The organism is Candidatus Brocadiaceae bacterium (assembly GCA_012728835.1).
Lineage (GTDB): Bacteria > Planctomycetota > Brocadiia > SM23-32 > SM23-32 > JAAYEJ01.
On sequence record JAAYEJ010000043.1, the window covers coordinates 101,718 to 118,099 of the forward strand.

13 protein-coding genes are annotated in these 16,382 nt (G+C 70.1%); 4 read left to right on the forward strand and 9 right to left on the reverse strand.

All coding sequences use genetic code 11. The features are described from left to right. Window positions 1-39: 39 nt before the first annotated feature. From GXY85_06670 to lysS, 5 genes are all read right to left on the reverse strand, one after another. Window positions 40-804: a hypothetical protein gene (locus GXY85_06670; protein ID NLW50513.1), complete on the reverse strand. Its 765-nt coding sequence runs from the start codon at window positions 802-804 to the stop codon at window positions 40-42. A gap of 47 nt (window positions 805-851) precedes the next feature. Then, the gene (locus GXY85_06675; protein NLW50514.1) at window positions 852-1,685 is read right to left on the reverse strand and encodes a TIM barrel protein; all 834 of its coding nucleotides are present in this window, start codon (window positions 1,683-1,685) and stop codon (window positions 852-854) included. A 55-nt stretch (window positions 1,686-1,740) separates the two neighbouring features. Next, a complete protein-coding gene (gene ilvE / locus GXY85_06680) occupies window positions 1,741-2,607 on the reverse strand; it encodes a branched-chain-amino-acid transaminase (protein ID NLW50515.1) in 867 nt (288 codons plus the stop codon). A gap of 100 nt (window positions 2,608-2,707) precedes the next feature. Further along, window positions 2,708-3,409 (reverse strand): ABC transporter ATP-binding protein, encoded by a 702-nt coding sequence (locus GXY85_06685; GenBank protein NLW50516.1) that lies wholly within the window; start codon window positions 3,407-3,409, stop codon window positions 2,708-2,710. Window positions 3,410-3,425: 16 nt separating this feature from the next. Beyond that, complete coding sequence (lysS, locus tag GXY85_06690; GenBank protein ID NLW50517.1) at window positions 3,426-4,865, reverse strand: lysine--tRNA ligase; 1,440 nt, start codon at window positions 4,863-4,865, stop codon at window positions 3,426-3,428. A gap of 411 nt (window positions 4,866-5,276) precedes the next feature. Here lysS and thrS point away from each other — a divergent pair, with 411 nt between their 5' ends. Continuing rightward, window positions 5,277-7,211 (forward strand): threonine--tRNA ligase, encoded by a 1,935-nt coding sequence (gene thrS, locus GXY85_06695; GenBank protein ID NLW50518.1) that lies wholly within the window; start codon window positions 5,277-5,279, stop codon window positions 7,209-7,211. Between the two features lie 58 nt (window positions 7,212-7,269). Beyond that, complete coding sequence (locus tag GXY85_06700; GenBank protein NLW50519.1) at window positions 7,270-8,586, forward strand: MFS transporter; 1,317 nt, start codon at window positions 7,270-7,272, stop codon at window positions 8,584-8,586. Here the strand turns inward: GXY85_06700 and GXY85_06705 are convergent. Together GXY85_06705 and tsaA are read right to left on the reverse strand one after the other, a co-directional pair. Next, complete coding sequence (locus GXY85_06705) at window positions 8,559-9,497, reverse strand: radical SAM protein (GenBank protein ID NLW50520.1); 939 nt, start codon at window positions 9,495-9,497, stop codon at window positions 8,559-8,561. The two genes, GXY85_06700 and GXY85_06705, sit on opposite strands and share 28 nt — an antisense overlap. Continuing rightward, the gene (gene tsaA / locus GXY85_06710) at window positions 9,494-9,868 is read right to left on the reverse strand and encodes a tRNA (N6-threonylcarbamoyladenosine(37)-N6)-methyltransferase TrmO (protein ID NLW50521.1); all 375 of its coding nucleotides are present in this window, start codon (window positions 9,866-9,868) and stop codon (window positions 9,494-9,496) included. Before tsaA ends, GXY85_06705 begins: the two co-directional genes overlap by 4 nt. A 94-nt stretch (window positions 9,869-9,962) precedes the next feature. On the opposite strand from tsaA, the gene GXY85_06715 reads away from it, so the two are divergent. Next, window positions 9,963-11,480, forward strand: coding sequence for a DUF3604 domain-containing protein (locus GXY85_06715; GenBank protein ID NLW50522.1), 1,518 nt, complete (start codon window positions 9,963-9,965; stop codon window positions 11,478-11,480). Window positions 11,481-11,488: 8 nt separating this feature from the next. Next, a complete protein-coding gene (locus GXY85_06720) occupies window positions 11,489-12,679 on the forward strand; it encodes an MFS transporter (GenBank protein ID NLW50523.1) in 1,191 nt (396 codons plus the stop codon). A gap of 32 nt (window positions 12,680-12,711) precedes the next feature. Here GXY85_06720 and GXY85_06725 read toward each other — a convergent pair whose 3' ends face one another. Continuing rightward, window positions 12,712-13,089, reverse strand: coding sequence for a pyridoxamine 5'-phosphate oxidase family protein (locus tag GXY85_06725; GenBank protein ID NLW50524.1), 378 nt, complete (start codon window positions 13,087-13,089; stop codon window positions 12,712-12,714). A gap of 17 nt (window positions 13,090-13,106) precedes the next feature. Beyond that, window positions 13,107-16,307, reverse strand: coding sequence for a glycine cleavage system aminomethyltransferase GcvT (gene gcvT / locus GXY85_06730; protein NLW50525.1), 3,201 nt, complete (start codon window positions 16,305-16,307; stop codon window positions 13,107-13,109). Between the last annotated feature and the right edge of the window lie 75 nt (window positions 16,308-16,382).

A 16,382-nucleotide genomic window follows, 5' to 3' on the forward strand; every position in this document is an offset into this window, starting at 1 on the left:
ATCCCCCCCGCGGGCTTCTCCGAGGGCCAACGGCGTCGCTCAGGGCGTCAGAAACGGCGGCTCGCCCCGGATGTCTTCGATGGCGCCGACGGCCCGGTCCACCTCCGAGGGAGCGCCCCAGACGGCCAGCCGGATGCCGCCTTCGGCGCCGGCGATGCCGCCGGCCGCGATCGGGGCGGCGCGGGCGCCACTGAGAAGGTCGACGGCCTCGATCTCCGTGAATATCTCGCCCGTCAGCGGCCAGAGCATGGGACCGTCGCCGTCGAGGCCGACGTCGGCCATGTCCTGGTAGAGGGCCGTCAGGTCGCCCGGGATGCTCTTCTCCAGGCCGACCGGGATGATCAGGTGGATGCGGCGGGCGACGATCGTGCCCAGGGTGGCGCCCATGGTGCCGCCCGTGGGATGGCCCACCAGGACGGCAGCCTGGCCCAGGTCGTAGTTGAGCGCGTTGGCGCCCTTGATGAAGACGTCGCCGGGGCCCATGTCCGCGACCGCGTCGACGGCCTTGACGCCGTGCTGGGGCTCGCCGCAGCGCAGGACGAGGTCGGGGATGTCCGCGCTGGTCCGGGCCCATTCCGCGCCGTGCGAGGGTCTGGTCGTGCCCATGCAGTAGTGCGGCTTGTCGATCCCGGTCTGCGCGAGTTCCTCGTAGACGTAGCCGTTCGTCGAGCCCTTCGCAACGACGACGGTGCCCTGGGCGAGCGCCCTCATCACGGCCGGATGGCGCTTGAGCGCGCGCGCGATGAGCCGTTTCGATTCGGAGACGGTCAGGACGAAGCTGCGCTGGCGGACGGATGCGGGCATGGGAGTCCTCCTTGCCGATGGTCTTGCACGGGGTGTTGTGTTTCCAGTCAGTCGGGCCAGACGCCGTCAAGTGCCTCCTTGGTGGCGCGAACCGCGTCCTCGGCGGGCATCCCGGCCAGGCGACTGCAGAACGGCTCGACGATGACCGGGCCCGTGTAGCCGATCCGCTTCAGGTTCGCCAGGAAGCGTGCGCAGTCGAACGCGCCGCCCGCGTTGGGCAGCTCGCGAACGCCGTCGAGCTGCTCCTCGGCCGGCACGCCGCCGATGCCGTCGTTGACGTGTACGTTGACGATCTGCGGGTCCGAGAGCGCCAGCACGTCGTCCATCCGGCCGCCGCTGGTAAACAGGTGGAAGGCGTCCAGCAGCAGGCCGACGTTCCCGGTGGGCACGGCGCGGCACAGCGTGAGCATCTGGTCCATCGTGTGGATGAACTCGTACTTCTTGCCCGCGCGCAGGGTGGCCGGGCCGACGAACTCCAGGCCGAGCCGCCCCCCGTGGGCGTCCAGCACCGCCGCAATCTCGCGCACACGGCTCAGAAGCAGGTCGAACAACTCCGCATAGGGCGACTCGTCGGAGGCGCAGGGCACCCACGTGGACGCGCGGAGCGCGCCGATGCGGCCGCAGCACTCGGCAACGGCCGGCAGGTCCTCGAGCTGCGCCCGGTACTCCGCCTCGGGCCCGAGCAGCTTGATCGGCAGGCCCCAAGGCCCGGCCTGCAGGCCGCGCTCCCGGAGCATCCGCACGACGGTCTCCGGCCCGGCGGACCGTGCGTAGCCCGGGTCGATCGCCACCCCGTCGAAGCCGAACCGAGCGGCCAGTTCGACGGATTCCTCGAAGCCGGCCTTGACCCGGATCGGGCCTGCGGCAAACACGCGAAACATGGCGAGTCTCCTTGCAGCACGCGTTCGGGCGAAGGGCCCGGCGGGCGGCCGGCGGTCATTCGCCCCCGTTCCGGGTCAACTCGCGGAACATGCCCAGCAGCCTGCCCGTGATGGGGCCCGGCTTGCCGTCGCCGATCGACCGGCCGTCGATGCGCACGACGGGGATGATCTCGGCCGCCGTCCCGGTCAGGAAACACTCGTCCGCCACGAAGAGGTCGAACCGCGTCAGGATCGTCTCGCGGACCTCGATGCCCGCCTTCCGGGCCAGTTCGATCACGACTCCGCGCGTGATGCCGTCCAGCATGCCCGTGTGAAGCCCGGGCGTCAGAAGGGCGCCCTGGCGGACGATGAAGATGTTGTCGCCGGTGCATTCGGCCACGTAGCCTTCCTGGTTCAGCATGATGGCTTCGCTCACGCCGGCCTGGAGGCCTTCGATCTTGGCCAGGATGTTGTTCAGGTAGTTCAGCGACTTGATGCGCGGGCTCAGGGCGTTCGGGTGATTGCGCAGCGTGGAGACGGTGACCACGTCGAGGCCCCGGCTGTAGAGTTCCGGCGGGTACAGCGTGATGCTGTCGGCGATGATGATGATCGAGGGGCGGGCGCACTTGTTGGGGTCCAGCCCCAGGTCGCCCACGCCGCGGGTCACGACCAGCCGGATGTAGGCGTCGGTCAGGCCGTTGACCTCCAGGGCCTCCCGCAGCTTGGCCGCCATCTCGTCCCTGGTCATCGGGATATCGAGGGCGATGGCCCGGGCAGACTCGTAGAGGCGGTCGACGTGGGCCCGGCAGCGGAATATGCGTCCGTTGTAGGCGCGGATGCCCTCGAAGACCCCGTCACCGTACAGCAGGCCGTGATCGAACACGGAGATGCGCGCCTTGTCCTTCTCGTAGAACTCCCCGTCAATGTAGATCTTGCGTCCCACGGGCAATCCCCTTCGGGTCTGTGGTTCTGCAGCGCGGTGCCAATGGAATCAAGGTAGCGGCTGGAGCCGCCCGACGCAACTGCCGGGCCGATCCGCCCGGCTACGACGCGATGCGGCCGTCCACGAGGGACACGACGCGGTCGGCCGAGTCCGCGATGCGGTCGTCGTGCGTGACGATGACCAGGGTGCAGCCGGTGCGTTCGCGCAGTTCATTCAGCAGCCCCAGGGTGCGGCGGCCGGCCTCGCTGTCCAGGTTCCCGGTCGGCTCGTCGCAGAGCAGCACCTCCGGGGAGTTGATCAGGGCGCGGGCAATGGCCACGCGCTGGCGTTCGCCGCCGGAGAGCTGAGACGGCCGATGGCGGGCACGGTCGGCGAGCCTGACCATCTCCAGCATGTGCATGGCCTTCTCGGAGGCCCGGGCGCGGGCATCGCGCCAGCCGCGCACGCCGGCGGTGGCCAGCGCGGGCAGCGCCACGTTCTCCAGGGCGCTGAAGTCCGGAAGGAGGTGGTAGAACTGGAAGATGAACCCGAACAGGCGGTTGCGCCAGGCCGCCCGCTGCCCGCCGGAGAGTGCGGCCAGGTCGGTCTCGCCATGGAAGACGCGCCCCTCGGTGGGGGTGTCCAGCATGCCGAGCAGATGCAGCAGGGTGCTCTTCCCCGCGCCGCTGGGGCCCACGATGCCGAGCTGCTCGCCCCGGCGCACCTCGATGCTGACGCCGTGCAGGACGCGCAGCCGCGTGCGGCCGATGCGGTAGTCCTTCACCAGCTCCTGCGCTCGCAGTACGGCGTCCGGCCGGCTCATGGGGGTGCCTCGTCGGTCAGAGGTCTTCTTCCGGGCGCAGCAGGGGGAACAGGATCACCTCGCGGATCGAGGCACTGTTCGTCAGGAGCATGACGAGACGGTCGATGCCGATGCCCACGCCGCCGGCCGGCGGCATGCCGTAGGCAAGGGCGCGCAGGAAGTCGCGGTCCACGCGCTCGCGCTCCTCCTCGTGCCCGACCTGCTCCAGGAAGCGCCGTTCCTGCTCCCGGGGGTCGTTCAGCTCCGTGTAGGCGTTGGCGACCTCCATGCCGGCCACCATGAGTTCGAACCGTTCGGCCAGTTCAGGGTCGTCCGGGCGGGCCTTGGTCAGCGGGCAGACGGTCTTGGGGTAGTCGACCACGAAGACGGGGCCGGCGAGCCGGTCCTCCACGCACTTGTCGAGGATCTGCATGGCCAGCCAGTCGGGGTGCTGCGTGGCGGCGCCCTCCAGCTCCAGCCGGCCGGCCTGCGCGCGGATGGCGCCGACCTCGCCGCGCCGGATGCCCACGTGCTCCTCCAGCAGGCTCCAGAACGGCCGGCGGGGCCAGGGCGGCGTGAAGTCGACCTCCCGTTCGCCGAAGGTCTGCCGCAGCGAGCCGCAGACGTCGCCCGCCAGGTGGCTGATGAGGCCCTCGGTCAGGTCCATCATCGAACGGTAGTCGGCGTAGGCCTGGTAGGCCTCCAGCATGGTGTACTCGGGGTTGTGGCGCGTCGAGATGCCCTCGTTGCGGAAGTTGCGGTTCATCTCGAAGACGCGTTCCATGCCGCCGACCAGGAGGCGTTTCAGGTACAGCTCCGGGGCGATGCGCAGGTAGAGGTCGATGTCCAGGGCGTTGTGGTGCGTGCGGAAGGGGCGCGCGGCGGCGCCCCCCGGGATGACCTGCATCATCGGGGTCTCGACCTCCAGGAACCCGCGTTCCTGCAGGTAGGTGCGGATGGCGGCGACGATCTCGATGCGGCGGCGAAAGCCGGCAGCGACGTCGTCGTTCGAGAACAGGTCGGCGTACCGCTGCCGGCAGCGCTTCTCGACGTCGCGCAGCCCGTGCCACTTCTCCGGCGGGTTCAGCAGGGCCTTGGCGAGCACGACGAACTCGTCGACGAAGATGGTGACCTCGCCGGTGCGGGTACGGGTCAGCTCGCCCTCCACGCCGACGATGTCGCCCGGTTCGAGCTGTTCGTGAACGTGGAACACCTCCGGCCCGAGGCGGTTGAGCTGGAAGAAGACCTGGATCTGCCCGGTACGGTCCTTGATGTGGGCGAAGGTCGCCTTGCCCATGGCGCGGAGCGTGGCGATGCGCCCGGCGGCGCGGACGGTCTCGCCCTGGCGCTGCTCGAAGCCGTCGAGCAGTTCGCGCACGGGCACGGCGCCGTCGAAGCGCCGGCCGTAGGCGTCGATGCCGAGCCGGCGCAACTCCTCCAGCTTGCGCAGTCGGAAGTCTTCGTACTCAAGGACCATACGCCAGAACCTCGGGAGCGGATGGGCGGCGGGCGGACTCGGCCCCACGGCCGTGCTCGGGAACGCCGGATTATAGCCCCCCGCACACGAGCGCGGCAAGTGCTCGGCCCGCGCCCTGCGGCGCCCCCGCCCTGCGGGGGCCCCCGCCCTGCCGGGGCCGAGGCGGTCGGGACATGCCCGGAGTGGACAACTGGCCCGCGAACGCCTTGACAGCCCCGACGGGCCCCTTATAATGCCTGTAGGTCGTCTGTTCCGGGCAGCGTCCCGCCTCCGTCGATCTCTGCCGTCCTTGCCGTCGTCTCCATCCTCGTCGTGGCGTTCCGTGCGCGGCGGGTACGGCCCGGGACGAGGACGGCGATGGGCAGGACGGACGCAGTCCCTCCAACATCCCCGGCCTCCGGTGAGGCAACCATGAACGTGAGAATTCAACTCCCTGACGGCACCCGTGTGCGCCGACCGGCCGGCGCCACCGCGGCCGAGGTGGCCGCGTCCATCGGCCGCCGGCTCGCCGAGGACGCCGTCGCGGCGTCCGTGGACGGCGTGCTGATGGACCTGAACGTCCCCCTGGAGCAGGACTGCGAGCTGCGGATCATCACGATCAACACGCCCGAAGGGCTGGAGATCATGCGCCACAGCGCGGGGCACGTGCTGGCCTGCGCGGTGGGGCGGCTCTTCGCAGGCGTCCGGTTCGGCATCGGGCCGTCCATCCAGGACGGCTTCTACTACGACTTCGACATCCCGGAGGCGGCGCTCTCGGCGGACGACTTCGAGCGCATCGAGCAGGAGATGGCGCTGATCGTCTCCAAGGAACTGCCGTTCGTGCGCCGCGAAGTGCCGAGGGAGGAAGCGCGCCGCCTGATGGACGAGAGCGGCCAGGTCTACAAGGTCGAGCTGCTGGACGAGATCGAGGAGGGCATCGTCAGCCTCTACCAGGCGGCGGAGTTCGTGGACCTCTGCCGCGGGCCGCACGTGCCGCACACGGGCAAGCTGGGCGCGTTCAAGCTGCTCAGCGTGGCGGGGGCCTACTGGCGCGGCGACTCCGACCGCCCGCAGCTCCAGCGCGTCTACGCCACCGCCTGGCCGACCGAGAAGGATCTGGAGGACTACGTCCATCGCCTCGAGGAGGCCGAGAAGCGGGACCACCGGCGCCTGGGCAGGGAACTGGACCTGTTCAGCTTCGACGAGGAGATCGGCCAGGGGCTGCCCCTGTGGCATCCGCGCGGCTACGCGCTGCGGGCGGCCGTCGAACACTACTGGCGCCAGGTGCACGACGAACGCGGCTACGAGTACGTGTCCACCCCCCACATCGCCAGCGAACGCATCTTCCGTCGCAGCGGCCACATCCCGAAGTATGAAGACACCATGTATGCCCCGCTGGACATCGACGGGGAACTCTACCGCGTCAAGCCCATGAACTGCCCGGGGCACATCAAGATCCTCCAGACCCGCATGCGCTCCTATCGCGACCTGCCGATCCGGTACGCCGAACTGGGCACCGTCTACCGCTACGAACTGAGCGGCGCCCTGCACGGCATGATCCGCGTGCGCGGGTTCACCATCGACGACGCCCACATCTTCTGCACCCCGGAGCAGTTGCGGGGCGAGATCATCGACGTGCTGGACCTCGTGGAGGAGATGCTCGGAACCTTCGGCTACACCTACAAGATGTACCTGGCGACCCGGCCGGAGGTCTACCTGGAGGCGGCGAGCGACGAGGAATGGGAACGCGCCACCGAATCGCTGCGGAGCGCGCTCGAAGCGAAGCACCTGCCCTACGACATCGACGAGGGCGGCGGGGCCTTCTACGCGCCGAAGATCGACGTGAAGCTGTTCGACGCGCTCGGGCGCGAGTGGCAGGGGCCGACGATCCAGGTGGACCTGAACCTGCCGAAGCGCTTCGACGTCACCTACGTCGGCGAGGACGGCAAGGACCACGAGTGCATCATCGTCCATCGCGCCGTCCTCGGATCGATGGAACGGTTCGTCGGCGGGCTCATCGAACACTTTGCCGGGTGGTTCCCCGTATGGCTGGCGCCCGAGCAGGCGCGCCTGCTGCCGATCACGGACGCGCATGCGGAGTACGCCCGCGGCGTCCAGGCGCGGCTGCGCGCCGCCGGCGTGCGTGCCGGCTGCGACGAGCGCAACGAGACGATGGGCTACAAGGTGCGCGCGGGGATTGTGGACAAGGTGCCCTACCTGCTCGTGGTCGGCGACCGCGAGGCGGCCGAGGGCACGGTGAGCGTGCGCAGCCACGACGGGGGCAACGAGGGGGCGGTAGCCGTCGAGGACGTCGCGGCCCGCATCGCCGAGGAGATCCGATCGAGGCGGCTCCCGGCGGGGTACTGACCCGGGATCGGTCGCGGGACGTACGTCCCTTCAGCCGGGCGGGACCCCCGGAGCAGCCGTGAACGACCACAACCTCGAGATGACCGCCGTCGAGCGGTGCAATGCGTACAAGTGCACCGCCGGGGAAGGGTTGTTCGGCGTCGGCATGGGGTTCTTCTCGTCGGTGTCGGTCCTGCCGCTGCTCCTGCTTTCGCTGGGGGCGAGCGAAGTCCAGATCGGGCTGCTGGGAAGCCTGTTCTGGGCGGGCTGGCTGCTGCTGCAGCCGCTGGGCCTGTTCCTGTTCGGGCGACGGGTGCGGACCAAACGCCTGCTGGTGCCCTGGAGCCTGGGGTTTGCCGGCCCCACGTATCTGAGCATCGGGCTGATCGTCTGCCTTCTGGCCCCCTCGCACAGGGAACTCTGCGTGGTGGGTGTGCTGGGGGTCCTGGCCGTTCGCGTGATCGGCGGCGGCATGACCATTCCCTTCTGGTGGGACTGGCAGGCGATGGTGTTCCGGCGCGAGATCCGGGGGCGCGCCATCGGCATGCTGGCCGCCGCCTCGCCGCTGGGCACGGCCCTGGCCGCTCTGGCCGCGGGCAAGGTGGTCGAGTCATTCCGGTTCCCGGGCAACTACGTCCTGCTCTCGGTCGTCTCGTTCGTGTTCATCGTCGTGGCGCTCGGCGTCTACTGGCTGGTGCGCGAGCCGGAGTCCATGTCCGCCCCCCACCCGCCCACACCGGCCAGCCACCTGCTGACGCGCTTCCGGGAGTCGTTGCGTGAGCGCAACTTCCGCAGCTACCTCGTGGGCCGGCTGCTGATGACGCTCGGGTCGGGCGCGACGGCGTTCTACGCGCTGTTCTTCGTAAGCGGCGACGGCGGCGGGCTGACGGCCGGGGCAGTCATCATGCTCAGCGCCCTGCTGCCGATAGCGCAGTGCCTGGTCAGCTACCCCCTGGGCCTTCTGGGGGACCGCGCCGGGCACAAGATCGGCGTCGTGCTGGGAGCCGTCTGCCAGGTGGCGGCGATCCTGACGGCCTGGCTGTGGTCGGGGCCGCTCGCCTGCGCGACGACCTTCGCCCTGGTCGGCGCCGCCAGCGGGGCCTCGTGGGTCTCGCACGTGAACATGCTGTTCGAGACCTGCCCGCACGGCAGCCGCACGGCGCACATCACCCTCAGCAACATCGTGCTGGCGCCCGCCCTGTGGACCGTCCCGGTGCTGACGGGCTGGCTGATCAGCCATATCGGCCTGAGAAGCGGGATCGGCCTCACCCTTCTGCCCACGGTTCTGGGCATCGCCTGGCTGGCGCTGGTGGTGCAGGAACCCCGCGAGGTGGAACTGACGCGGCAACGGCGGGCCGCCATCGACGGTCAGGCCCGGGGCGAGACGGCCTCGTAGTAGGTCTCGTACAGCCTCTGGCGGCGCGCCACACTCCCCTCGTCGAGCAGGACGCGCACGCACTTGACCGCCTCGTTCGGGTGCATGCCCAGCCCGTCGGCGATGTCCTTCACCGTGCAGGGGCGCCGCCGCAGCATGGCGAGGACCTCGGCCTGCTGAGCGGCGGCCCCGGGCAGTGGCGTGAAGTCGCGCACGGGCGCAATGATCTCCGCACGCGGCCCCAGCAGCTCGCAGATCGCCTCCATGCGGTCGCAGGCGGGCGGCCGCACGCCCTCCTCCGCCGGCGGGCGCACCGCCGTGTTCAGTTGCACGCGGTGCGGGTCGATCCGGTCGATGCAGCGGCCGAGCGCCTCCACCTGCCCGTCGGACGTGTTGACGCCGTCGATGAGGAACACCTCCACCCACATCCGCCCCGGGTGCTCGCGTCGCAGGCGCGCCAGGCCGTCCACCAGGCCCTCCAGCGTCAGTCCATCGTGGGGCCGGTTGACCCGCTGGAAGGTCTCCTCGTCGCCGGCGTCCAGGGACGGCAGCACCAGGTCGATGTCCGCGCAGGCCGCCCGCACGTCCGGCAGATGGAACAGCCCGCCGTTCGTCAGCAGCGCGATCGGCACCGGGCCGGCCGCCTTGATGCCCGTGGCGATCTCGCCGAAGCGTCTGTGCAGCGTCGGCTCGCCCGAGCCGCCCAGCGTCGCGTAGTCCATGTCGACGCCCTCGGCCAGACGCGCCCGCACGTCTTCGACGACGTCGTCGACGGGCACGTACTCGGCCCGTTCCATGGTCGTCCGGGGGGTGGGACCGAGCTGGCAGTACACGCAGTCGAAGTTGCAGGTCTTGTGCGGCACCAGGTCCACGCCCAGGGAGCGCCCCAATCGCCGCGACGGGACCGGGCCGTATGTGTATCTGTGTGTCATGTGCGGGCCACCATCTTGATGTCGATTACGGGAGATCCGTCGAACGCGTCCAGCCCTTCCACCTCAAGCTCCAGGCCCTCGATCCGCCGAATCGTGACTTCCGTGGATCCCATCGGGTTGGGCCGCATGGGGCTGCGCAACGCAAACACGCCGCGCACGGCGCGCGAACGGTCGCCGCGCGGATGTCCCTGCAGCACGTGCCGCCGGGCCGCGTCGAGCCTGTGCATCCAGAAGATCACCTGGACGCGGTCGCCGGCCTCCAGCCCGAGCAGCGCCGGCTCGAACTCCGGGCGGATCTCGATCCTGCAGGGGCTCTCATCGCCCTCGCGCCGCACCGTGCCGACCGGCCGCACTTCGTAAGCCTCAGCCATTATACTCCCTCTCTTGCCTGCCGGCGCGTTTGCCGCGAGCTTCCCGCTCTGGTATCCTCCCCGGACTCCGCACAGGAGTTCAAGGAGACGGAGAATGGCGGATGATACCATCTTCTGGGGCGAGGTCCACACGCACACCGCCCTGAGCGACGGCAACGGCAGCGCGGAGGACAACTTCGCCGTCGCGCGCTCGCACCTGGACTTCTGGGCGATGGCCGATCACGCCTACGACCCCGTCGTGTTCAGTGCCGACTACCGGAAGATGCGCGCCGGCGGCCAACTGTTGAACGATCACTGGGCCGACGTGCAGGAACTCTGCCGCCAGAACGAGCAGCCCGGAAGCTTCGTGCCCCTCCTGGCCTACGAGTGGACCAACTACCAGTACGGCCATCACAACGTCTACTACCGCGACTACGACCAGCCGATCCGCATGCCGGCCACGCTGCCGGAACTCTACGATGCCCTTCGCGGGGTGGAAGCCTTCGTCATTCCGCATCACACCGGCTACGCGGTCGGAAGCTGCGGAAAGAACTGGGACTACCATGACGATGCCCTCTCGCCGTTCGTGGAACTCTACTCGCTCCACGGCTCGTCCGAGGAGCCCGACGGCATTCGGCCACTGCTCACGCGGGGAAGCTGGATGGGACCCGGCGCGGCGGGCGGAAGCGTGCAGGAGGGACTCGCGCGCGGCTACCGGCTCGGCATCATGGCCTCCAGCGATTCCCACGGCGACCATCCCGGCGCCTACGACAACGGCCTGATCGCCGTCCATGCCCCTGAACTCACCCGGACCGCCCTGTGGGAGGCCATGGCCAACCGGCACATCTACGGCATCACCGGCGACCGGATCGCCCTGGACTTTCGGCTGAACGGCCGGCCCATGGGCGCGATCGTGCGGGCAGAGGGCGCGCGCAGCCTGCAGGTCTCGGCCGTCGCCTGGGACGAGATCGAGCGGCTGGACGTCCTCAAGAACAACCGCATCTGGCGCAGTTCCTCCGAGCCGTGCCCCGCGACGCCATGGACGGCGGGACGGGTCCGCTTCCTGCTGGAATGGGGCTGGGACCAGAAAGGCCCGCACGACTGGACCGGTCGGATGGAGTTGCAGGGCGGCCGGCTGCGGCAGGCCATCCCCTGCTATCGCGGCAGCATGGCCTCGCGCCTGGGCACCGGTGTGGATCATCTGGAAGGCGGCCTCTGCACGTGGACGTCGCGGACGGAGAAGCCGGAGGCGTGGGGATTCTCGCGCCGGTCGGCCGACGTGCTGGCCGTCGAGGCCGACTGCCGGCCCGACGCCCGATTCGACCTGACCATGGCCACCGGCCGCTACCGCCGCCGGCTGAGCCTGTCGGCACGCGACGTCCTGGCGCGGTCACACCTCGCTTACATGGAGGACGTGCCGCCCACGAACGACGGCTCCCACTGGCGCAGCATGGAGACGTATCTCAAGCTGAAGGTGCATCGCGGCCACCCGATCGAGAGGTTAAGCGTCGACCTGTCGCTGGAAGACCCTGCGGACGACTCGCCCGCTGGGGGAACGGACTTCTACTACGTGCGCCTGATCCAGAGGAACGGCCAGCGGGCCTGGTCCTCGCCCATCTGGGTGAAAGGCTGAGGACCAGGATGACCGGAGACCGACGCGCACCGAGTGTGCGGTGGCTCACCCTGACGGCATGGACGTCGCTGATCGTGTACGCCGCCACGTCCACGATCGTGTCCACGTCGCTCACGCGGATCGGCTCGGATCTGGGCCTGAGCCTGGCACGCCGGGGCGCGCTGGCACCGGCACGGTCGATCATGCTCGCCCTGGCGGCCTTCACGGTCGGCTACATCGCCGACCGCGTCGGCAAGCGCCGGCTTCTGGGTGGCGCCGTCTTCTTCGCCTCCTTCGTCCTTCTGTGCCTGGGCACCGTCCAGACCTACGCCGGCATGCTGGCCGCGACGCTGGCGCTCGGGGTCGGGCTGGGTGGCCTGGAGGCGCTTGTCAGCCCGCTCGTGGCGGAGCTGCACCCGGACGACGTCGAACTGCACATGCCGCTGCTGCACGCCTTCTACCCGTTCGGCATCGTCGTATCGTCGCTGGCGGTGGGCCTCGCGCTCGACCGGGGTGTGCCGTGGCGCTCGCTGTTCGGGTTCACGAGCATCCCGATGGCCATGGTGGCGGCCATGTTCCTGTTCGGCCGATACGGCAAGCGGGAAGATGCGGGCCCCCGCCCGGCGCCCCTGCACGTCTCCACCGTGCTGCACAACCCCACGTTCTGGCTGCTGGCCGTCTCGATGATGCTGACCGCCGGCGTCGAGGGCACCCTGGTGCTCTGGACGCCGAGCTTCGTCCAGCACGAGTACGGCGGGTCGGCGTTCATGGCCGCCTCGGGCCTGACGGGCTTCAGCGCCGCGATGGCGGTCGGCCGGCTGGCCACCGGCCTGGCGGCCCATCGTGTGCGGCTCCACAGGCTGATGGCCGGGCTCGCGCTGGCCGGCGCCCTGGTGACGGGCAGCCTGGTGGCCGTCCACCACCTGGGAGCCAACTTCGCCGCGTTCGCACTCAGCGGACTGCTCGTCGCCTGCTTCTGGCCCGGCATCCTGTCGATGGCCACGCGGCGGATCGCCGCCGGATCGGCCACGCTGCTGGCCATGCTCTCGGTGGGCGGCATCGCCGGCTACGGGAGCATACCGTGGCTGGTGGGGTTCCTGGCCGACCGGGTCGGGCTGCGCCTGGCCCTGGCCGTCCTGCCGACTGCCCTGACGGCGGCCGCGCTGGCCCTGCTGATGGCGGCCCGCCTGCACGACCGCCCCACGCTGGCGGACGGCTGAGCGGAGGTCCGCCCGGCCGTGCCGCGGCGGTCTCAGGCGAGCTTCGTGGCGCCCGAGTAGACGGCCTCCACCTTGAGCGCGGCGGCGGCGTGGCCGGGGTGCTTTTCGGGGTTCCACCGCTTCATCCCGTCGAACACCTCGCCCTCGGTATGGTATTCGACCCGGCCCTTGACCTGATACGCCTTGCCGTCGGCGCCCATGAAGAGGAACGCTCCGCGGCTGCCGGCCTTCAGGTTCCTGCGGGTCTTGTCGAAGTAGTTGTCGGCCACGACCAGCGTGTCCTCGCCGTGCCGCCCCAGGCTGCCGACGTAGATCACGTTCGGTGTGCCGTCTTCGTCCACCGTGGCGAAGATGGCCGGACCCTCGCGATTCTCCCAGGCTTCGATCACGACATCCGGCAGAGCGGTCATCTGCAAACCCCTAACCCCTAAGGTGTAGTGACGGCGGCGGCCTCCGCATAGCGCGTCGACCAGCCCTCCTTCTCCTCGATGGACGGGAACCGCCGCAGGGCGGTCAAATCGACGATTGCCCGCGGCTCAGGCGCGCCGGTGCAGGCGTCTGCAGGCACGCGTGCGCCGCGCACCGTGTCGCCCGGCGACGGCCGGAACTCCTCCTCCACGCACGCCAGCGCGATGAACGTCAGGTCCTCGTGCACGTAGGCAAAGCTCGTGACCTGCCCGACCGCCCGGCCGCCCTCGTCCAGGATCACGTGCCCGGCCCGGAGCGTCTTGCGCCCCTGGCCGCTCAGGCGCAGGATGCCGCGCAGCGGGCCGTCGGTGCGGCGCATGTAGGCCGCCCGGCCGATGAAGAACGGCACGTGGAAGCGCGGCACGAAGCCGTAGCCGGCCTCGGTCATCGAAAGGCCCAGGTCGCCCTCCAGTTCGTGCCCGAACAGGGGGAAGCCGGCCTCGATGCGTGTCGAATCGCGCGCGCCCAGCCCCGCCGGGACGACGCCCTGCGCGCGGCCCGCCTCCAGGCAGGTCTGCCAGAACTCGACCGCACGGTCCGGATGGAGGTAGACCTCGAAGCCCTGGATCTCGCCCGTGTAGCCGGTGCGCGCGACCCGAACCGGCATCCCGGCCAGCGTCACGACGGCGTGCTGGTTCGCGGACAGGTTGCGGATCCGGCGGCGACCGGCGGGGGCGTCGGCCAGGGCGGTGAGCGTCGCCGTCGAGGCCGGCCCCTGCAGGGCCAGCCCGGCCAGGCTGTCCTCGCCGGCATCCCGCAGGTCGCGGAACCGCACCGGGCCGTCCAGCCGCCTCGCCGGCATCTCCTCGTCGATGGCGCAGCGCCCGGACGCGACCGCATGGATCCAGTCCTTGACGCGGTCCGCGTTGGCCGCGTTCGCGACGATCATAAAGCGTTCGCGATCCAGGCGATAGACGAAGACGTCGTCGATGGCGAGGCCGTCCGGGCTCAGGATGCAGGAGTACTGGGCCTCTCCGGGGTCGAGCCGCGAGACGCAACTGGCCACCAACCCGTCCAGAAACGCCTGCGCGTGCACGCCGCTGACCTCCAGCGCGCACATGTGCGAGACGTCGAACAGCCCGGCGGCCGTCCGGACGGCCCGATGCTCGGCGAAGATGCCCGTCGGGTACTGGACGGGCATCTCCCAGCCGGCGAAGGGCACCATCTTCGCCCCGGCCTCGACGTGGACCGAGTGGAGCACCGTGCGGCGCAGGGGCCCCTCCTCGATCGCAGGGACGTGCGGCTCCGGCGCGGCCGGCCGCGCGGCGGCGTAGAGCACCGGCTGGCCGATGAAGTAGGGCTTGGTCAGGTCGACCTCCGGCTCGCCGTCGCAGTCCTCCAGAACGGCCTTGACGTCGGCCGGCAGGGACCGCACGTCCACGGGCTCGACGACCGTCGGGCCGTCGATCTTCGCCTGCAGGTCGCCCTCGTCGAACAGCAGGTAGCCCTCGGACAGGCCGCGCACCCAGCGCACGACGGCGTGCGCCTGCCCGGCGTGCGGGAACAGCCACCAGCGCTCTTCGCGGCCGACGGACGGCGCCTCGAATGCGATGACGTCGTCGATCTCCTCCCCGCGGCAGTTGAACATGCGCGCGCGCACGGGCGTGCGGTCCGCCGGCAACCGTGCCGACAGCATCTGGCCCAGCGCCAGGCGCACCTTGTCGCCGCGCAGCAGGAGGGCCGCCCGCCCGTTGTGCGCCGGCGGAGGCTCGTCCGCGACTTCGGGGCGCGGCGGGTACGGCAACTGCCGGGCGATCGCCTCCGTGCGCACGGCCGCCGACTCCAGAACCTCCGCCCGGACGCGGCCGCGGCACCGCCGTTCGCCCGCCGGCGACCAGATGGTGCACGTGTGCACGCTCCCGAGCACGGAACGGACGATGTCGGCGATCTCCCGAAGCTGCCCCTCCGTGACTCCGCGCTGGGTCAGCCAGGTCAATCCGAACCGCAGGCCGCTCGCGTGCCCGCCGTCGGCGTCGCCGGCCAGCATGTTCTTGTTGCAGACGACTCCGGCCAGTTCCAGAAGGCGGGAGGCGATCTCGCCGTCCAGCGGCGTCGTGCCCTTCACCGGGAACGACTTCAGGTCGACCAGCAGCATGTGGGTGTTCGTGCCGCCGTATTCGAGCGTAAACCCTTGTTCAGAAAGGAGTTCACCAAACCGCCGCGTGTTCTCCACCGTCGCCCGCTGCAGCTCCCGGAACCCCTCGTAGTCCTCCAGGATGAGTTCGAAATGGCGCGCGATGCCCGCGATCGTGTTCATGTGCGGGCCGCCCTGCAGGCCCGGAAAGACGGCCATGTCGATCCGCCGTGCAATGGCAGGATCCGTGGTCAGGATCACGGCCCCGCGCGGGCCGCAGATGGTCTTGTGGGTCGTGAAGGTGACGACGTCGGCGTGCGGCAGGGGATTGGCGGCTGCACCGCCGACCACCAGCCCGGCCAGATGGGCCACGTCGGCCAGGAGCAGCGCCCCGACCTCGTCGGCGATGTCGCGCAGGGCCGCCCAATCGAAGTCCCAGGGATACGCCGAGGCGCCGCCGACGATCATCCGCGGCCGCACCTCGCGCGCCATGGCGCGGATGCGCTCGTAATCGAGCCGCCGGGTCGCCTCGTCGATGCCGTACGAATGCACCTCGTAGGTGCGGCCGGACAGGTTGAACGGCGATCCGTGCGTCAGATGCCCGCCGTGGCCGAGTTCGAGGCCCATGATCCGGTCGCCGGGCTTCAGCAGCGCCTCATACACCGACAGATTGGCGGCCGCACCGGACAGCGCCTGGACGTTCACGTAGATCTCGTCCGGCTCCGGACTGCCCTCCAGCCGGCCGAACGCGCGCGCAATGCCGTCGTGGGCGATCAGCTCGACGCGGTCGGCGTTCTCCGTTCCCTTGTAGAAGCGCTTGTCGGACAGGCGGGTACGCCAGCTCGCGAAACGCGGCACGTCGTAGGCGGCCTGCCGCGCGTCATGGCTCAGCAGGGGCTGAGGCAGGCCTTCGGCGTAGATGTTGCCCAACTCGCCCGCCAGCGGCGCCGCCGACTGCGGATGGCAGATACTCTCGGACGGGATCATGACCAGCGTGCGCCACTGTCGATGGCGCTCCGCGTCGCACACCGAGTTCACGGCGGACTGCCGGCCATCCGACCGAGCGGCAAATGGGTATCCCGACATCGTCTGGTCCTCCGGGGTCTGATGCGAAGAGACGTGCTGCGCACGGAAAGGGGGCCGCGCCTGCCCCCCCAGAAG

Bases quoted from the DNA above. Each gene is read 5' to 3' on its own strand.
- GXY85_06675 (NLW50514.1), bottom strand. From the start codon at position 1,685: ATGTTTCGCGTGTTTGCCGCAGGCCCGATCCGGGTCAAGGCCGGCTTC.
- gcvT (NLW50525.1), bottom strand. From the start codon at position 16,307: ATGTCGGGATACCCATTTGCCGCTCGGTCGGATGGCCGGCAGTCCGCC.
- GXY85_06725 (NLW50524.1), bottom strand. From the start codon at position 13,089: ATGACCGCTCTGCCGGATGTCGTGATCGAAGCCTGGGAGAATCGCGAG.
- GXY85_06720 (NLW50523.1), top strand. From the start codon at position 11,489: ATGACCGGAGACCGACGCGCACCGAGTGTGCGGTGGCTCACCCTGACG.
- tsaA (NLW50521.1), bottom strand. From the start codon at position 9,868: ATGGCTGAGGCTTACGAAGTGCGGCCGGTCGGCACGGTGCGGCGCGAG.
- GXY85_06685 (NLW50516.1), bottom strand. From the start codon at position 3,409: ATGAGCCGGCCGGACGCCGTACTGCGAGCGCAGGAGCTGGTGAAGGAC.
- GXY85_06670 (NLW50513.1), bottom strand. From the start codon at position 804: ATGCCCGCATCCGTCCGCCAGCGCAGCTTCGTCCTGACCGTCTCCGAA.
- GXY85_06715 (NLW50522.1), top strand. From the start codon at position 9,963: ATGGCGGATGATACCATCTTCTGGGGCGAGGTCCACACGCACACCGCC.
- GXY85_06705 (NLW50520.1), bottom strand. From the start codon at position 9,497: ATGACACACAGATACACATACGGCCCGGTCCCGTCGCGGCGATTGGGG.
- lysS (NLW50517.1), bottom strand. From the start codon at position 4,865: ATGGTCCTTGAGTACGAAGACTTCCGACTGCGCAAGCTGGAGGAGTTG.
- thrS (NLW50518.1), top strand. From the start codon at position 5,277: ATGAACGTGAGAATTCAACTCCCTGACGGCACCCGTGTGCGCCGACCG.